The following is a 16,587-nucleotide window of genomic DNA, read 5'->3' on the forward strand; positions in this document are numbered from 1 at the left end:
CCGTTGACTGTATTCACAGATCAAACGGTGGGAGCTGACTAGCCTGCCGCAACCTTCAGATCCAGCCACCCGCCTGCAACACAAATATCCCGATATTGGTGGTCACCGCCGCCATCAAGGTCGTAATCACAATAATCGCCGCCGCCAGCTCATGATTGCCCTCGGCCGCCCTGGCCATGACAAAACTCGCCGCCGCGGTCGGTGCGCCAAAGTACAAAAACAGAATCCCCAGCTCCGGGCCCCTGAAGCCCAGCAGCCATGCGCCCAGCGTCGCAACTAGCGGCAAACCGATCATCTTCACCAGGCTGGCACTCAGGGCCATGCTTCCGCTTTTGCGCAAGGCCGCCAGCGACAAGGTGCCGCCGATGCAGATCAATGCCAGCGGCAAGGTCATGTCCGCCAGGTATTGCCCGGACGACTCCAGCCACCCCGGCAGGCCGATCTTGAAAATCGCGAACGGTGCGGCCGCAATCACGCTGATGATCAGCGGGTTGGCCACCACGCTTTTGAAGATGCTCCACGGGTCGGACTTGATCACCGGGCTGTACACCGCCAGCACGATGGTCGACAGGGTGTTGTAGAACAGAATCACCAGCGCCGCGAGGATCGCGCCCAGGGAAATGCCGTAGTCGCCATACATGCTGGCCGCCAGCGCCAGGCCGATCACGCCGTTGTTACCGCGAAACGCACCCTGGGTGTAGATACCGCGGTCTACGCGCGGGCAACGATAGATCGCCCAGCCCCAGGCCAACGCAAAGCTCAGCAACGTGGCCACCGCAAAGTAGATCAGCAGACCTGGCTTGAGCGCCGCGTGCAGGTCGGCGTGCAGGATGCCCAGGAACAGCAGCGCCGGCATGGTCACGTTGAAAACAAGGGAGGAGGCGGTGTGGATAAAGTTGTCGTTGATCCAGTTGATGCGTTTGAGCAGCACACCCAGAAACAGCATGGCAAACACCGGCGCGGTGATGGTGAGGGTGGTGAGGAAGATAGCCAGCATGCCGGGGAGAACCTTGGTGGGTGTCGTCAGGTGGCTAATGATAAGCCATGCGGCTGTGCGGCGTCTGGTAGGCCGCCTTCGGGGGCAAGCCCCCTCCCACATTTGAAGGTATTCACTAATCAAATGTGGGAGCAGACAAGCCTGCTCCCACAGGGGCCGCGTCGGTCTCAGGTGATGGGCGCCGGGTTGAACAGCGTAATGTCGTTGTGCAGCTTATGCCGCTCCGCCCACGTCTGCTTCTTGCCGCTGGCCACATCCAGGTAGAAGTGGAACAACTCCCAGCCCAGTTCCTCAATGCTCGCACGCCCGGTGGCGATGCGTCCGGCGTCGATATCGATCAAGTCCGGCCAGCGCTGCGCCAATTCCGTACGCGTCGAGACCTTCACCACCGGCGCCATCGCCAGTCCATACGGCGTGCCACGCCCGGTGGTGAACACATGCAGGTTCATCCCGGCCGCCAGTTGCAAGGTGCCGCAGACAAAATCACTGGCTGGTGTGGCGCAAAAGATCAGGCCTTTGCCCGTGAAACGCTCGCCCGGGCCAAGCACGCCAGTGATCGCGCTGCTGCCCGACTTGACGATGGAGCCCAGGGACTTCTCGACGATATTCGACAACCCACCCTTCTTGTTGCCCGGCGTGGTATTGGCGCTGCGGTCCGCCTCGCCTTTGGCCAGGTAGCGGTCGTACCAGTCCATTTCCCTGACCAGCGCTTGGGCCACTTCTTTGCTCTGGGCACGAGCGGTCAGCAGGTAAATGGCGTCACGCACTTCAGTCACTTCGGAAAACATCACCGTCGCCCCGGCCCGCAACAGCAGATCCGAGGCAAACCCCAGCGCCGGGTTGGCGGTAATGCCGGAAAACGCATCACTGCCGCCGCACTGCATGCCCAGAATCAGCTCCGATGCCGGCACGGTTTCGCGACGGCGCTGGTCGAGTTTTTTCAAGCGGATTTCGGCCAGGCCCATGATCTGTTCGATCATCTCGGTAAACCCATGGCTGGAATCCTGCAGCCGATACAGCCACGGCTCGCTGAGGTCGACAGAGCTGTCGTTGTCGTGCATCACCTGCCCGGCCTGCAGCTTCTCGCAGCCCAGGCTGATCACCAGCGCTTCGCCACCCAGGTTCGGGTTGCGCGCCAGGTTGCGCACGGTGCGGATCGGGATGTACGCGTCTGTTGCCGTGATCGCCACGCCGCAGCCGTAGCTGTGGGTCAGCGCCACCACGTCATCGACGTTCGGGTATTTGGGCAGCAATTCATCCTTGATGCGCTTGACCGCATGGTCCAGCACACCGGTGACGCACTGCACTGTGGTGGTGATGCCCAGAATATTGCGCGTGCCCACGGTGCCGTCGGCGTTGCGGTAACCCTCAAACGTAAAACCTTCCAGCGGCGCCTGGGTTTCAGGCACTTCGGTAGACAGCGGCAGGCTGTCCAGCGGCGGCGCGGTGGGCATGCGCAGTTGGTCTTCCTGCACCCAACTGCCACGTGGAATCGGCGCCAGGGCGTAACCAATGGTCTGCCCGTAGCGAATAATCTGACCGCCTTCAGGGATATCTTCCAGGGTCACCTTGTGGCTCTGCGGGATGAAGTCCACAGTCACCAGGCCGTCCGGGAACTCGGTCCCGGCCGGTACGCCTTGATCGTTGACCACGATCACTACGTTGTCGCGCTCGTGCAAACGGATCGAGCGCGGCGAGTCGGCATGTTCAATCAACTGCATTACATCGCCCCTCAGGAATGCGCTTGGATAAATTGGGTCAGCTCAGGCCCTTTGCTGCTGGGCGGCTCTTTGAGCACCACACGCTTGATCGGGCCGACGATCACCAAGTAGCTGAACACCGCCAGCAAGGCGTTGGCGCCGACGAACACCAGGGCCCACTTGAACGAGCCGGTGGTGGCGATGATGTAGCCGATCACAATCGGTGTGCTGATGGAGGCCAGGTTGCCAAACATATTGAACAGACCGCCACTGAGGCCGGCGATTTGTTTCGGCGAGGTGTCAGACACCACCGCCCAACCCAGTGCGCCAACGCCTTTACCGAAGAAGGCCAGCGCCATAAAGCCCACCACCATCCATTCGATATCCACGTAGTTGCAGGCCACGATGCTGCACGACACCAGCAACCCGCCAATAATCGGTGCCTTGCGCGCAAACGTCAGGGAATGGCCTTTGCGCAGCAGGTAATCGGAAATCAAACCACCCAACACCCCGCCGACAAACCCGCAGATGGCCGGCAGAGAAGCAATGAACCCCGCCTTGAGGATGGTCATGCCACGCTCCTGCACCAGGTACACCGGGAACCAGGTCAGGAAGAAATAGGTGATGCCATTGATGCAGTACTGGCCCAGGTACACGCCGAGCATCATGCGGTTGGTCAGCAGCTGACGGATGTAATCCCACTTCGGACCGTCGGTTTTCTGGCCCTTGGTCTTCTCCTGATCCATGTCGACCATTGCACCGTTCTCGCAGATGTACTTGAGTTCGGCCTCGTTGATCATCGGGTGCTGGCGCGGGCTGTGGATAATTTTCAGCCAGATCAGCGAGAACAGCACGCCAATCCCGCCCATCACGATAAACACGTGCTGCCAGCCGAAGGTGTAGACGATCCAGCCCATCAGCGGCGCGAACAACACCGTGGCGAAGTACTGCGCCGAGTTAAAGATCGCCGAAGCCGTACCGCGTTCGGCGGTGGGGAACCAGCCGGCCACAATGCGCGCATTACCGGGGAACGACGGCGCTTCCGCCAAGCCCACCAGAAAGCGCAGCATAAACAGCGCGACGATGGCGGTGGAAACGCCAAACTCGCCGACATAGCCTTGCAGAATGGTGAACAGCGACCAGGTGAAGATGCTCAGGGCATAGACTTTTTTCGAGCCGAACCGGTCCAGCAACCAGCCACCGGGGATTTGCCCGGCCACGTAGGCCCAACCGAATGCGGAGAAGATATAACCGAGGGTGACCGCGCTGATACCGAGGTCTTTTTGCAGGCTGGAGCCGGCGATGGCGATAGTGGCCCGGTCGGCGTAGTTGATCGTGGTCACCAGAAACAGCATGAGCAGGATCAAATAGCGGACGTGGGTCGGCTTGGTCGCTTGCATGAAGATGTACTCCCACTAATTATTTTTTTTGCGGGTAAGCATTTCTGTTTTAAGTGCAGGAACCGCTTTCTGTGGGAGCTGGCTTGCCTGCGATAGCGGTGATACACCGCTATCGCAGGCAAGCCAGCTCCCACACAAGCCGGTTCCCACGGGTGTTACGAGTTACGAACCGATGTAGCTGGTCTTCACCACGGTGTAGAACTCTTGCGCGTAGCGACCTTGCTCGCGCGAACCATACGAGGAGCCCTTACGGCCACCGAACGGCACGTGGTAATCCACACCGGCAGTCGGCAGGTTGACCATCACCATCCCGGCCTGGGAGTGGCGTTTGAAGTGGTTGGCGTACTTGAGCGAGGTGGTGGCAATGCCCGCCGACAGGCCGAATTCGGTGTCGTTGGCCATGGCCAGCGCCGCTTCGTAATCCGCTACGCGCACCACGTTGGCTACTGGGCCGAAGATCTCTTCACGGCTGATGCGCATGGCGGCTTCGCTGTCGGCAAACAGCGTCGGCGCCAGGTAGTAGCCTTCGGTGTCGCAGGTCACCAGGCCGCCACCGCTGACCAGCCGCGCACCTTCGCTTTGGCCGATGTCGATGTACTTCATGTCCTGGTCCAGCTGGGCCTGGGAAACCACCGGGCCGATGTCGGTGCCGCTTTTCAGCGCGTGGCCGACTTTGATCGACTTCATGCGCTCAGCCATGGCCGCAACGAACTGGTCGTGGATACCGGCGGTGACGATCAAGCGGCTGGAGGCGGTGCAACGCTGGCCGGTGGAGTAGAACGCGCTCTGTACCGACAGCTCGACGGCCTGCTTGAGGTCGGCGTCGTCGAGGATGATCTGCGGGTTCTTGCCGCCCATTTCCAACTGCACTTTGGCTTGGCGCGACACACAGCTGACGGCGATCTGACGGCCCACGCCGACCGAACCGGTAAAGCTGATGCCGTCGACTTTCGGGCTATTGACCAATACGTCGCCAACCACGCGGCCGCTGCCCATCACCAGGTTGAACACACCGGCGGGGAAGCCGGCGCGGGAGATGATCTCGGCCAGGGCCCAGGCGCAGCCCGGCACCAGTTCGGCGGGTTTGATCACCACGCAGTTGCCGTAGGCCAGGGCCGGGGCAATTTTCCAGGCGGGGATCGCAATCGGGAAGTTCCACGGGGTGATCAAGCCGACCACACCCAGGGCTTCACGGGTGACTTCCACATTGACGCCCGGGCGCACGGACGGCACGTAGTCACCGGACAGGCGCAGGCATTCACCGGCGAAGAACTTGAAAATGTTACCGGCGCGGGTCACTTCGCCGATGGCTTCGGGCAGGGTCTTGCCCTCTTCACGGGCCAGCAGGGTGCCGAGTTCTTCACGGCGGGCGAGGATTTCACTGCCGACTTTGTCCAGCGCATCGTGGCGAGCCTGGATGCCGGAGGTGGACCAGGCCGGGAAGGCGGCACGCGCGGCATCGATGGCGGCGTTGACTTGAGCTACGTCAGCCTTGGCATATTCGCCGATGACATCGGACAACTCCGACGGATTGATGTTGTTGCAGTAATCGGCACCGGCCACCCACTCGCCGTTGATGTAGTTCTCAAAACGTTTGGCTTGGGACACAAATCTTCTCCTGACGCAAAAGGCCGCTGATCTCTCAGCGGCCTTGTTGATAAGTTACTGCGGACCTTGCTTGTCGATCAGCGCGGCCAGGGCTTCGTATTCTTCCGGCAGCAGGTCGGTCAGCGGCGTGCGCACAGGGCCGGCGTCATAGCCGGCGATTTTTGCCCCGGCCTTGACGATGCTCACGGCATAACCCGCCTTACGGTTGCGGATGTCGAGGTAAGGCAGGAAGAAGTTGTCGATGATCTTGCCGACGGTGGCATGATCGTCCTTGGCAATCGCGTGGTAGAAGTCCATCGCAGTTTTCGGGATGAAGTTGAATACCGCCGAGGAGTACACCGGCACGCCCAGGGCCTTGTAGGCAGCGGCGTAAACCTCTGCAGTCGGCAGGCCGCCGAGGTAGCTGAAACGGTCACCCAGGCGACGGCGGATCGACACCATCAACTCGATGTCACCCAGGCCGTCCTTGTAGCCGATCAGGTTCGGGCAGCGCTCGGCCAGGCGTTCCAGCAGAGGCGCAGTCAGGCGGCAAACGTTGCGGTTGTAGACCACCACGCCGATTTTGACCGACTTGCACACCGCTTCCACGTGGGCGGCGACGCCGTCCTGGCTGGCTTCGGTCAGGTAGTGCGGCAGCAACAGCAAGCCTTTGGCACCGAGGCGTTCAGCCTCTTGGGCGTACTCGATGGCCTGGCGAGTCGAACCACCCACACCGGCGAGAATCGGCACGCTGGTGGCGCAGGTATCAACAGCGGTCTTCACCACTTGGGAATATTCGCTGGCAGCCAGGGAGAAAAACTCACCAGTGCCACCGGCGGCGAACAAGGCGGTGGCGCCGTACGGGGCGAGCCATTCCAGACGCTTGATGTAGCCGGCCTGGTGGAAGTCACCCTGCGCATTGAAATCGGTCACGGGGAAAGACAGCAGACCGTGGGAGAGGATGGACTTCAGTTCTTGTGGATTCATTATTCGAACACCCTGGGCGAAGACTTTCTGTCGAAAGGTTGTTGTTGGTTTGTTGATGTCGTACGTCATCGTACAACTATAATAAGATTCGTCAACTGCAATTCATCGGGCTTCATCCGGCCCTGCGTTTAAACGCGCTTTCTTGACGTAGGAAATTAATCCTCTATGCTCCGATTAACTGTATATACATACAGTTATCACGGAAGATTCCTACGACATAGCAAGGAGCTAACATGTCAGGTCTTGAACTCGCAGCCCCCGAGAAAAACCCACCTACCCTGCGCTTCGAAGGCGGTGAGCACACCGCCATCGGCGATGACACGCTGTTGCGTTTCGTCAAAGACGCCCCGGCGATTCCCGCCCACCAAGTCGAGTTGCACCTGCCCAACGGGCTGGCACTCACCTATGGTCAGGTGATCGCGCTGGGCGGCGACTTCTATGGCATTCCTGGCCAGCCGATCAGCGACGGCGCGTCCGCCGCCGATCGCGTGCAGCGCTTTACTGCAGCGTTCAATTCGCTGGCGGTGCTGCCAGCCTCGCGGGAAGAGGCCGGGAAAATCCTCGCGGTGATGCAAAAGGAGATCAACGCCGTGAACCAGGCGATCAAGGACGGCAAACAACCGCACGAAGCCTATGACGCGCTGGGTGATACGTTGTCCGAGGAATGGAACCGCATCACCGGCGGCGGCAGTGCCGTTTCGGCATTGATTCCGCTGGGGCGCTACCTGAAATTGGCCGCAGATAACGCTGACCACTTCGGCGAATGGGCGCTATCCGCGTATCTGGCTGGCCATACGGCGGCACTGCAACAGGCGGTCGCGGCCCATCAAACCGGCACCGATCAGGCACTGGAATTGGCCTACGCCATGAACAGCTTTGCTGATCACTTTTTGACCGACCTGTTTTCCGCCGGCCACCTGCGCGTGCCGCGCAAGCAATTGGCGGCGGTGGTGACGCCTGGCGAACTGGGCTCGCTGATCAGCCGCTTCATGCACGATGAGGACAGCAAGTTCGGGCTCAAGGTGCGCAACGCCAAGGGCGATCAATGGCATGCCTATGGGGATAAACGCTACTTCGATGCCATCGACGCGGACAATCGGGCGATGGTCAAACGGGCGGTACAGGCCTCGGCCGATGAGGTCTTCGAGACCTTTATCAGCGGTGTGGCGCCCTCCCCGGCCAACTTCAAGGCGCCGCTGTATGTGCCGGATTTGAACGCAGCGCAGAACCCGGCGAATAACTTTTCGCCGCTGTTCAAGACGGAAGGCGACAAGGTGCTGCGCCGCAAGGACGTGAATGACCTGAACGACAAACACTGGACCAATGATTGGTGGGGTTGGAGTACGTATCTGCTGCTCAAGGACTACAAGCCCAATCAGCCGGCTAATTAAGTAGACGCAAAATTCCAGGCCAAGGAGATCAAAATGTGGGAGCGGGCTTGCTCGCGAAGGCGTTTTTCAGTTGATGCATGTGCAGACTGACACACCGCATTCGCGGGCAAGCCCGCTCCCACACTTGGATCGATTTACTCCCGACACCACTCGGTTGCCCGGTTAACCGCGCTGCGCTTCTGCCTCTTCGTGGGCATGGCGCAGTCGCTCTCGGCTGTTGGTCAAATGCAAGCGCATGGCGGCGCGTGCAGCGTCCGAATCCTGGCGGGCAATTGCCTCATAAATCTCTTCGTGCTCGCGGCTCAGGCGGCCCATGTAGTGCTGCTGATCGTCGTGAGCCAGGCGTGCTGAATTCAGGCGCGTACGCGGAATGATGCTGGTGCCCAAGTGGGTCATGATGTCGGTGAAGTAGCGGTTGCCGGTGGACAGCGCAATTTCCAGGTGGAACGCGAAGTCTGACGCCACTGCATCGCCGGCGTGGGCCGCGCTTTCATTCAGGGCATCGAGCGCCGCACGCATGGCGGCCAGTTGCTCGTCGCTGCGACGTAGCGCGGCAAGGCCGGCGGACTCCACTTCCAGGCTGATCCGCAGCTCCAGAATCGCCAGCACATCGCGCAGCGTAACCACCGTGGCCGGGTCAATCCGGAAGCCGCTCGGGCTTGGCGTGTCCAACACAAAGGTGCCGATACCGTGACGGGTTTCGACCTGCCCCGCCGCCTGCAAGCGCGAGATGGCTTCACGCACGACCGTGCGGCTGACGCCATGGGCTTCCATGATGGCCGACTCGGTGGGCAACTTATCGCCACGTTTGAGTTGACCGTCGCGGATCTGCTCAGACAACACCGTGACCAATTCCTGGGCAAGGCTGCGGCGCTTGCGGGGAAGACGAGGGGCGGTGTTGGCGTTTTCCATGATGAACCATCTTTCTCGGCGAACTTGAGCCCGCATCATAGCCCATGGCGGTTGTACGATCACTGTTGTGTCGCGACTTTCATCCACATCCTTCGCGCAAAAAAATGCCCCGACGCATGTCGAGGCATTTTTCAGGCTCACCCGAGGGTGAAAGCCGCTTACTTCACCACTTTCAGGCTCGGCCGGCCGCTTGGACGCGGTGGCTCGGAGTCCGGTGGTGGTACATCATCACCGTCTTCGCCTTCAATCGATTCGTCGTCCTCGAAAGGCGACTCCAGATCGAACACCATGCCTTGGCCGTTCTCGCGGGCATAGATCCCGAGAATCGCGCCAATCGGCACGAACAGCGTATGGGCCACGCCGCCAAAACGCCCTTCGAAGCTGACAGCCTCGTTGTCCATGTGCAGGTGGCGCACGGCACTGGGTGATACGTTCAGCACAATCTGCCCGTCACTGGCAAAGCCTTGAGGCACGTCAACCTTGGGAAATTCGGAGTTGACCAGCATGTGCGGGGTGCAATCGTTGTCCACAATCCACTCATAGAGCGCGCGGACCAAATAGGGTCGACTGGAGTTCATCAGCGGCTCCTTAAGCCTTAGCGCATATCGCGTTCGACACCAGACAGACTCGCCTGGAAAGCCTCACGCGCAAACTGGCGCTCCATGTAATCAAGCAACGGCTTGGCCGGCCGTGGCAGTTCAATGCCCAGGATCGGCAAGCGCCAGAGTATGGGTAATAGGCAGCAATCCACCAAGCTTTGTTCCTCGCTGAGGAAAAAAGGTTTGTCGGCGAACAGCGGCGAAACACCGGTCAGGCTCTCACGCAATTCCTTGCGCGCCTGCACCCGAACGGCTTCTTTACTGCGTGAATCCAGAATCACATCCACCAGCCCGCACCAGTCACGCTGGATCCGATGGATCAGCAGGCGGCTGTTGGCACGCGCCACCGGGTACACCGGCAACAAAGGCGGATGCGGGTAACGCTCATCCAGGTATTCCATCACCACGGTTGACTCCCACAACGCCAGGTCACGATCGACCAGGGTGGGCAAGCTGCCGTAAGGGTTCACTTCGATCAGTTTCGGCGGATGACGTCCCACCTCCACACTGATGATCTCGGCGCTGACACCCTTCTCTGCGAGCACGATGCGTACTCGGTGGGAATAGTGGTCGGCGGGGTCGGAGTAACAGGCCAACCGATTGGTCACGCCCATGGCGGTCCTCCTCGCTTGTTGAAATTATCGAAAGCTCAAAAACGAGCGCGCCCAGAGAGCATCTCTGCAGTGCCTGGTTCAACCAGACCGCTACGTGTTCAGAGATGCCGCTGGGCGCGCAAGATTAACAGCAATTGCTTACGGTTGGATCAATGCACATCCTTCCAGTATTCGCGTTTGAGCAGATAGGCGAATACGAAGAAGAAGGCCAGGTACAGCAATACATAGGTGCCGATGCGCTGATGTTGCAGTTTGACCGGGTTGGCCGAGTAGGCCAGGAAGGTCACCAGATTCTTGACCTTCTCGTCGAACTGCTCTTCGTTCAGCGTACCGGTCTTGGGCACTATGGTCAGTTGATCACACGCTTCATGCGTCAGAGGCGTGCCGGTCAACGGATCATATTGCTTCTTGCCGTCTTCAACGACCTGAACCTGCTTGCATCCTACCACTTGGCGACCCTGCAGGCCGACCAGAACGTTAGGCATACCGACGTTCGGGAAGACTTTGTTGTTCACACCCCAAGGGCGCGCCGGGTCTTCGTAGAAGGATTTAAGGTAGCCATACAGCCAGTCGGTACCCCGCACGCGCGCCACCAGGGTCAGGTCAGGCGGTGCAGCACCGAACCAGGCTTTGGCGTCGGCAGGCTGCATGCCGATGTTCATGTGGTCGCCAATCTTGGCGCCGGTGAACACCAGTTTCTCCAGCATCAGCTCATGAGGGATACCGAGGTCATCGGCAACCCGCTCATAGCGCTGGAACTTGGCGCTGTGGCAGCCCATGCAGTAGTTGGCGAAGGTACGCGCGCCATCTTGCATTGCAGCTTTGTCAGAGACGTCGATATCGACTTTTTCCAGTTCCGGGCCCTGCTCGGCCGCGAAGGACAGTAGCGGCAGTGCCGCAAGCATCAAAGCAACGAATAACTTTTTCATCAGCCAGTCACCCTTTCCGGAACCGGTTTGGTCTTCTCGAGCCGGGTGTAGAACGGCATCAGAATGAAGTAGGCGAAGTACAGGAAGGTGCAGACCTGCGACAGCAACGTCAGCGCAGGCTTCGGTGCCTGGACGCCGGTCCAGCCCAGCAGCATGAACGCGATGCAGAACACGACCAGCCAGATTCGGCTCAACCATCCCTTGTAGCGCATCGATTTGACCGGGCTGCGGTCAAGCCACGGCAGGACAAACAACAGCGCAATCGAGGCGCCCATGGCAACAACGCCCATGAGCTTGTCTGGAATCGCCCGCAAGATCGCGTAGAACGGCGTGAAGTACCAGACCGGTGCAATGTGCTCAGGCGTCTTGAAGGCGTTGGCCTGTTCGAAGTTAGGCTTCTCGAGGAAATACCCGCCCATCTCCGGGAAAAAGAACACGATCGAGCAGAAGATGAACAAGAACACCACCACGCCGACAATGTCTTTCACGGTGTAGTACGGGTGGAACGGAATGCCGTCCAGCGGGATGCCGTTTTCGTCTTTGTGCTTCTTGATGTCGACGCCATCGGGGTTGTTCGAACCCACTTCGTGCAGCGCCAGGATGTGCAGCACCACCAGGCCGAGAATCACGATCGGCAGGGCCACAACGTGCAAGGCGAAGAAGCGGTTCAAGGTGATGCCGGAGATCAGGTAGTCACCACGGATCCACTGGGTCAGGTCGTTGCCGATGACCGGGATCGCGCCGAACAGCGAGATGATCACCTGAGCGCCCCAGTACGACATCTGCCCCCACGGCAGCAGGTAACCCATGAAGGCCTCTGCCATCAGCGCCAGATAGATCAGCATGCCAAACACCCACACCAGCTCGCGGGGTTTCTGGTATGAGCCATAGAGCAAGCCACGGAACATGTGCATGTAGACCACGATGAAGAACGCCGAGGCGCCGGTGGAGTGAAGCAAACGCAGAATCGAGCCGTACTCGACGTCGCGCATGATCCCTTCAACGGACGCAAAGGCCTCTTCAGCCGAAGGTGTGTAGCTCATCGTCAGCCAGACGCCGGTGACGAGTTGGTTGACCAGCACCAACAGCGCCAGGGAGCCGAAGAAGTAGAAGAAGTTGAAGTTTTTTGGTGCGTAATATTTGCTGAGATGGTCTTCCCACATTTTGGTAGCGGGGAAGCGCGCATCCACCCAATCCATGAACTTGCTCATCAGGCTTTCTCCCCCTCGTCGACGCCAATGACAATGACACTGTCAGTCTCGTAGTGATGTGGCGGAACTGGCAGGTTCAGTGGTGCGGGTTGTGACTTGTAGACGCGGCCGGCCAGGTCGTAATGAGAGCCATGGCAAGGGCAGAAGTAACCACCCACCCAATCTTTGCCCAGGTCGGCAGGAGCAACTTCAGGGCGGAAGGTAGGCGAGCAGCCGAGGTGGGTGCAGATACCGATCAGCAGCAGAATCTCTGGCTTGATCGAACGGATTTCCTTATCGACGTAGGCGGGTTGGTCGGAATTCTTCGAGTCGGGATCAGACAGCTGACCTTCGATTTTTTTCAGATTCCCCAGGATTTCCTCAGTACGACGAACGATGAAGACCGGCTGACCGCGCCACTCAGCAATCATCTGCTGGCCTGGGTCGATCTTGCTGACATTCACCTTCACCGGTGCACCTGCGGCTTTCGCCTTGGCACTGGGAAACCATGACCCCACGAACGGGACCGCAGCCCCCACCGCTCCTGCAGCACCCACCACGGATGTGGCTGCTACCAAGAAGCGACGCCGGCCTGCATTCACGCCGTCATTGCTCATTCAGTCCTCTCCCATCAGCTTTTTGGCCTGTTAAATCAGGCGTCTACTAAGTGTTGAATCTTTACTTATAAAAATTTTGCCGAATGGTAATGAAAAGCCCCACGTATGACAAGGGAATTGCCCGGGGCTCCCTCTCCAGGCCTTGTAGTATAGGGGGTCTACGGATGTGGCAAGTTGTCACGGCGAAATTTGTGCATAAATCGCAGGCAATAAAAAACGCCCAGCTCCGTGAGGAGTTGGGCGTTTTTGTGGAACGTAAAGCGAATTAACGCTTCGAGTACTGCGGACGCTTACGCGCTTTACGCAGACCGACTTTCTTACGTTCAACTTCACGAGCATCGCGAGTTACGAAGCCAGCTTTGCGCAGTGCGCCACGCAGGGTTTCGTCGTACTGCATCAGAGCGCGAGTGATACCGTGGCGGATTGCGCCAGCTTGACCACTTACACCGCCACCGATAACGGTGACGTAGATGTCGAACTTTTCAACAGTCTCGGTCAGTTCCAGCGGCTGACGAACTACCATGCGGGCAGTTTCGCGACCGAAGAAGTTGTCCAGAGTGCGGTTGTTGATCGAGATGTTACCAGTGCCCGGACGCAGGAAAACGCGTGCGGTTGCGGTTTTGCGACGGCCAGTGCCGTAATTTTGAGTCGCCGACATAATGAACTATTCCGTTAAAACTTCAGTTCTTGGGGCTGCTGAGCAGCATGAGGGTGTACAGCGCCCGCATAGACTTTCAGCTTGCGAAACATATCGCGACCCAGTGGGCCCTTCGGCAGCATGCCTTTGACCGCGATTTCGATCGGGGCTTCAGGCTTCTTGGAAATCAGGCCTTCAAAGTTCGAAGACTTGATACCGCCTGGGAAACCGGAGTGACGGTAGTACATTTTGTCTTGCGCTTTGTTGCCGGTAACACGTACCTGCTCAGCGTTGATGATCACGATGTAGTCACCGGTGTCAACGTGAGGGGTGTACTCAGGCTTGTGCTTGCCACGCAGACGGCTGGCGACTTCAGTGGCCAGACGACCCAGGGTCTGACCAGCGGCGTCGACGACAAACCAGTCGCGCTGAACTGTTTCCGGTTTTGCAGTAAAAGTTGTCATTCTTTAATAGCCTCAGGGGCCGCCCTGTAAATTAGACGGCGGATCTTACTGAATAGTGCGTACTTTGACAAGTCAAAGGCAGCCGGATACAGACGCTATCGGGGGCTCGGGTCGGCGCGTCCGTTCAACGGCAAGATTCTTCGGCAGGCGGCGCATCACTTCCACTGCAGAAAGAGGTGGGCAATTATGCAGATTGCGAAAAAAAATTCAACCTGCTTTTATGATTGTTTTCCCTGAAGGAGTACCCGATGGATTATCGACAGCTGGGCCGAACCGATCTGAACGTAAGCGCGATAGCCTTGGGCACCATGACCTGGGGTGAGCAGAACAGCGAGGCAGAGGCCTTCGCGCAGATCGAACGGGCCAAGGCCGCGGGGATCAACTTCCTCGACACGGCGGAAATGTACCCGGTGCCGCCCAAGGCCGACACCTATGCCACCACCGAGCGTTACATCGGTAATTACTTCAAAAGCCGCGGCGACCGTGCCGACTGGATCCTCGCCAGCAAGATCGCCGGCCCCGGCAACACCATCGACTACATCCGCGACGGCTACCTGCGCCACAACCGCAAGCACATCGTCGAAGCACTGGATGCCAGCCTCAAGCGCCTGCAAACCGACTGGATCGACCTCTACCAGCTGCACTGGCCGGAACGCAGCACCAATTTCTTCGGCCAACTGAGCTACAAGCACAAGGACGAAGACGACCTCACCCCGCTTGAAGAAACCCTCGAAGCGCTGGACGAGCAGGTAAAAGCCGGCAAGATCCGCCACATCGGCCTGTCCAACGAAACCCCGTGGGGCACCATGAAGTTCCTCGCCCTGGCCGAAGCCCGTGGCTGGCCCCGCGCGGTGTCGATCCAGAACCCCTACAACCTGCTCAACCGCAGCTTTGAGGTGGGCCTGGCGGAAGTGGCAATTCGTGAACAGTGCGGCCTGCTGGCGTATTCGCCCCTGGCGTTCGGCATGCTCAGCGGCAAGTACGAGAACGGCGCACGCCCGGCCAAGGCACGCCTGACCGAATACAGCCGTTTCAGCCGCTACTTCAACCCGCAGTCCGAAGCGGCGTGCAGCCGCTATGTGGCGTTGGCGCGTGAACACGGCCTGGACCCGGCGCAGATGGCCTTGGCGTTTGTGACGCAACAGCCGTTTGTGACCAGCAACATTATTGGTGCGACGTCTTTGGAGCAACTGGATAGCAACATCGCCAGCGCTGACTTGAAGCTGTCGAAAGAAGTGTTGGAAGGGATTGAGGCGATTCAGAAGGATCATCCGAATCCAGCGCCTTGATTGATCTTTAGATAGCTATCGCAGGCAAGCCAGCTCCCACATTTGACTGTATTCACACATCAAAATGTGGGAGGGGGCTTGCCCCCGATGAGGCCCTGAGCACCACCGAAGATCAAAGCGCTCGCGCAATAATCTCTTTCATGATTTCGTTGGTCCCCGCATAAATCCGCTGCACCCGCGCATCCGCCCAGGCCCGCGCGATCGGGTATTCCCACATAAAGCCGTAACCGCCGTGCAGCTGCACACACTCGTCGAGCACCTTGCATTGCAGGTCCGTGGCCCAATACTTGGCCATCGCTGCAGTAGGCACGTCGAGCTTGCCTTCCAGGTGCAACGCCATGCACTGGTCGACAAACACGCGACCGATCTGAATCTCCGTGGCCATCTCCGCCAGCTTGAACCGGGTGTTCTGGAAATCGGCAATCGCCTTGCCGAACGCCCTGCGCTCGCGTGTGTATTCCAAGGTCCACTGCAGCGCCGCCTCCGCCGATGAGAGCGCAGCAATCGCCACGGTCAAACGCTCCTGCGGCAACTCCTGCATCAAATAGGCGAAGCCCATGCCCGCCTGCCCCAGCAGGTTGCCCTTGGGCACACGCACGTCCTGGAAAAACAGCTCCGAGGTGTCCTGGGCCTTCATGCCCACCTTCTCCAGGCGCTTGCCCTTGTCGAAGCCCGGCGTGTCGGCTTCCACCAGAAACAGGCTGGTGCCCTTGGCGCCGGCCTTGGGATCGGTCTTGGCCACGACGATCACCAGCTCGGCGAGAAAGCCATTGGTGATGAAGGTCTTTGAGCCGTTGATCACGTACTCATCGCCATCCAGCACCGCGGTGGTCTTCACGCCCTGCAAGTCGGAACCCGCCCCTGGCTCGGTCATGGCGATGGCCGTCACCATTTCACCGGAAATCAATTTGGGCAGGTACTTCTGCTTCAGCGCCTCGCTGCCGTAATGCAGGATGTATGGCGCGACGATGTCCGAATGCAGCGAGAAACCGATGCCTGTCAAACCCAGGCGACTGACCTCTTCGATCACCACCGCGCTGTAGAGAAAGTCGGCGCCCAGGCCGCCATACTCTTCCGGCAAGTGGGAGCAAAGCATCCCCGCCTCCCCCGCCTTGCTCCACAACGCACGGTCGATATAGCCCTGTTTCTCCCATTGCCCATGGAACGGCGCGGCGTGTTTTTCAAGGAAGGTGCGCACGCTCTCGCGAAAGAGTTCGTGCTCCGAGCTGAACAAGGTTCTGGGGATCATGGGTCACCTGCGTGGATTGTCGGAC

16 protein-coding genes are annotated in these 16,587 nt (G+C 59.3%); 2 read left to right on the forward strand and 14 right to left on the reverse strand.

Annotated elements, in window-relative coordinates; all coding sequences use genetic code 11:
- Positions 1 to 55 precede the first annotated feature (55 nt).
- From FPT15_RS23950 to kdgD, 5 genes are all read right to left on the reverse strand, one after another.
- Positions 56 to 997: an AEC family transporter gene (locus FPT15_RS23950; RefSeq protein ID WP_145165207.1), complete on the reverse strand. Its 942-nt coding sequence runs from the start codon at positions 995 to 997 to the stop codon at positions 56 to 58.
- A 167-nt stretch (positions 998 to 1,164) separates the two neighbouring features.
- Positions 1,165 to 2,718 (reverse strand): galactarate dehydratase, encoded by a 1,554-nt coding sequence (garD, locus tag FPT15_RS23955; protein WP_145165209.1) that lies wholly within the window; start codon positions 2,716 to 2,718, stop codon positions 1,165 to 1,167.
- A gap of 11 nt (positions 2,719 to 2,729) precedes the next feature.
- Positions 2,730 to 4,097 carry an MFS transporter gene (locus FPT15_RS23960; RefSeq protein ID WP_145165211.1) on the reverse strand — a complete coding sequence of 456 codons (1,368 nt, stop codon included), beginning with the start codon at positions 4,095 to 4,097 and terminating at the stop codon, positions 2,730 to 2,732.
- A gap of 162 nt (positions 4,098 to 4,259) precedes the next feature.
- Positions 4,260 to 5,705, reverse strand: a complete 1,446-nt coding sequence (locus FPT15_RS23965) for an aldehyde dehydrogenase family protein (RefSeq protein ID WP_017138260.1) — start codon at positions 5,703 to 5,705, stop codon at positions 4,260 to 4,262.
- 54 nt (positions 5,706 to 5,759) lie between these two features.
- On the reverse strand, positions 5,760 to 6,671 hold the full coding sequence (gene kdgD, locus FPT15_RS23970; RefSeq protein ID WP_064450699.1) for a 5-dehydro-4-deoxyglucarate dehydratase: 912 nt from the start codon (positions 6,669 to 6,671) through the stop codon (positions 5,760 to 5,762).
- A 233-nt stretch (positions 6,672 to 6,904) separates the two neighbouring features.
- Between kdgD and FPT15_RS23975 the strand changes: the two genes are divergently transcribed.
- Positions 6,905 to 8,062 carry a phospholipase gene (locus tag FPT15_RS23975; RefSeq protein WP_145165213.1) on the forward strand — a complete coding sequence of 386 codons (1,158 nt, stop codon included), beginning with the start codon at positions 6,905 to 6,907 and terminating at the stop codon, positions 8,060 to 8,062.
- 162 nt (positions 8,063 to 8,224) lie between these two features.
- Here FPT15_RS23975 and FPT15_RS23980 read toward each other — a convergent pair whose 3' ends face one another.
- The 8 genes from FPT15_RS23980 to rplM form a co-directional block, all read right to left on the reverse strand.
- The gene (locus tag FPT15_RS23980; protein WP_106578653.1) at positions 8,225 to 8,974 is read right to left on the reverse strand and encodes a FadR/GntR family transcriptional regulator; all 750 of its coding nucleotides are present in this window, start codon (positions 8,972 to 8,974) and stop codon (positions 8,225 to 8,227) included.
- A gap of 158 nt (positions 8,975 to 9,132) precedes the next feature.
- Positions 9,133 to 9,552, reverse strand: a complete 420-nt coding sequence (locus tag FPT15_RS23985) for a ClpXP protease specificity-enhancing factor (RefSeq protein ID WP_145165215.1) — start codon at positions 9,550 to 9,552, stop codon at positions 9,133 to 9,135.
- Between the two features lie 17 nt (positions 9,553 to 9,569).
- On the reverse strand, positions 9,570 to 10,187 hold the full coding sequence (locus FPT15_RS23990) for a glutathione S-transferase N-terminal domain-containing protein (protein ID WP_106578651.1): 618 nt from the start codon (positions 10,185 to 10,187) through the stop codon (positions 9,570 to 9,572).
- A 149-nt stretch (positions 10,188 to 10,336) separates the two neighbouring features.
- The gene (locus FPT15_RS23995; protein ID WP_145165217.1) at positions 10,337 to 11,116 is read right to left on the reverse strand and encodes a cytochrome c1; all 780 of its coding nucleotides are present in this window, start codon (positions 11,114 to 11,116) and stop codon (positions 10,337 to 10,339) included.
- Entirely contained in the window at positions 11,116 to 12,327 is a 1,212-nt protein-coding gene (locus tag FPT15_RS24000; protein ID WP_145165219.1) for a cytochrome bc complex cytochrome b subunit, read from the reverse strand. Before FPT15_RS24000 ends, FPT15_RS23995 begins: the two co-directional genes overlap by 1 nt.
- Positions 12,327 to 12,923 (reverse strand): ubiquinol-cytochrome c reductase iron-sulfur subunit, encoded by a 597-nt coding sequence (petA, locus tag FPT15_RS24005; RefSeq protein ID WP_003216040.1) that lies wholly within the window; start codon positions 12,921 to 12,923, stop codon positions 12,327 to 12,329. Before petA ends, FPT15_RS24000 begins: the two co-directional genes overlap by 1 nt.
- A gap of 265 nt (positions 12,924 to 13,188) precedes the next feature.
- Positions 13,189 to 13,581: a 30S ribosomal protein S9 gene (rpsI, locus tag FPT15_RS24010; RefSeq protein WP_003171743.1), complete on the reverse strand. Its 393-nt coding sequence runs from the start codon at positions 13,579 to 13,581 to the stop codon at positions 13,189 to 13,191.
- A gap of 14 nt (positions 13,582 to 13,595) precedes the next feature.
- Entirely contained in the window at positions 13,596 to 14,024 is a 429-nt protein-coding gene (rplM, locus tag FPT15_RS24015; protein ID WP_003171742.1) for a 50S ribosomal protein L13, read from the reverse strand.
- A gap of 248 nt (positions 14,025 to 14,272) precedes the next feature.
- On the opposite strand from rplM, the gene FPT15_RS24020 reads away from it, so the two are divergent.
- The gene (locus tag FPT15_RS24020; protein WP_145165221.1) at positions 14,273 to 15,313 is read left to right on the forward strand and encodes an NADP(H)-dependent aldo-keto reductase; all 1,041 of its coding nucleotides are present in this window, start codon (positions 14,273 to 14,275) and stop codon (positions 15,311 to 15,313) included.
- Between the two features lie 112 nt (positions 15,314 to 15,425).
- Here FPT15_RS24020 and FPT15_RS24025 read toward each other — a convergent pair whose 3' ends face one another.
- Positions 15,426 to 16,562 carry an acyl-CoA dehydrogenase family protein gene (locus FPT15_RS24025; RefSeq protein ID WP_145165223.1) on the reverse strand — a complete coding sequence of 379 codons (1,137 nt, stop codon included), beginning with the start codon at positions 16,560 to 16,562 and terminating at the stop codon, positions 15,426 to 15,428.
- Between the last annotated feature and the right edge of the window lie 25 nt (positions 16,563 to 16,587).

Origin of the sequence: Pseudomonas sp. RGB (assembly GCF_007713445.1) — a bacterium.
Classification (GTDB): Bacteria; Pseudomonadota; Gammaproteobacteria; order Pseudomonadales; family Pseudomonadaceae; genus Aquipseudomonas.